Source organism: Gilliamella sp. Pas-s27 (assembly GCF_009795865.1).
Lineage (GTDB): Bacteria > Pseudomonadota > Gammaproteobacteria > Enterobacterales > Orbaceae > Gilliamella.
Window position 1 is genome coordinate 1 of record NZ_WTEW01000102.1, and the last position, 434, is coordinate 434.

A 434-nucleotide genomic window follows, 5' to 3' on the forward strand; every position below is an offset into this window, starting at 1 on the left:
CGTAAAACAGGTAAAGTGTATCTTTACGAAGCAGTGGCAAAAAAATGGATGTCAACATTTTGGTTACCATTTAGTGCATTTAAGGATTTAAAAAAATATCAAATCAAAGTTTATGATTGGGCAGACTTTCATGCGGTATTACAAAGTTCAACAGGTGCCTTTGCTAGTGGTGGTACAATTGAACACCATATGTTGTTTGGCGTAGCTTGTAAACCAAATAGTAACGAAGTGATTGAATATATCCAAATTGGTGAAACTAATCAATTAGCTTATGCTTGGGATTGGATCAGCCATTTTATGGAGTATGGAACGGACAGGCCATTAAATAAAGCGGGTTTAAGATATATATATTACAGCCGAGACGATGCCAAAAGTTTTATGGATGTTGAACCACGTCGTAAAGTTACCTCAAGACAAATTGAAGGATTAGACAA

1 protein-coding gene is annotated in these 434 nt (G+C 35.7%); it reads left to right on the top strand.

The genetic code is table 11. From position 1 onward, the window contains the following. Positions 1 to 434, top strand: a 434-nt coding sequence (locus GQ589_RS11895; protein WP_160426468.1) for a DUF6708 domain-containing protein, incomplete at both ends; no start/stop codon positions are given.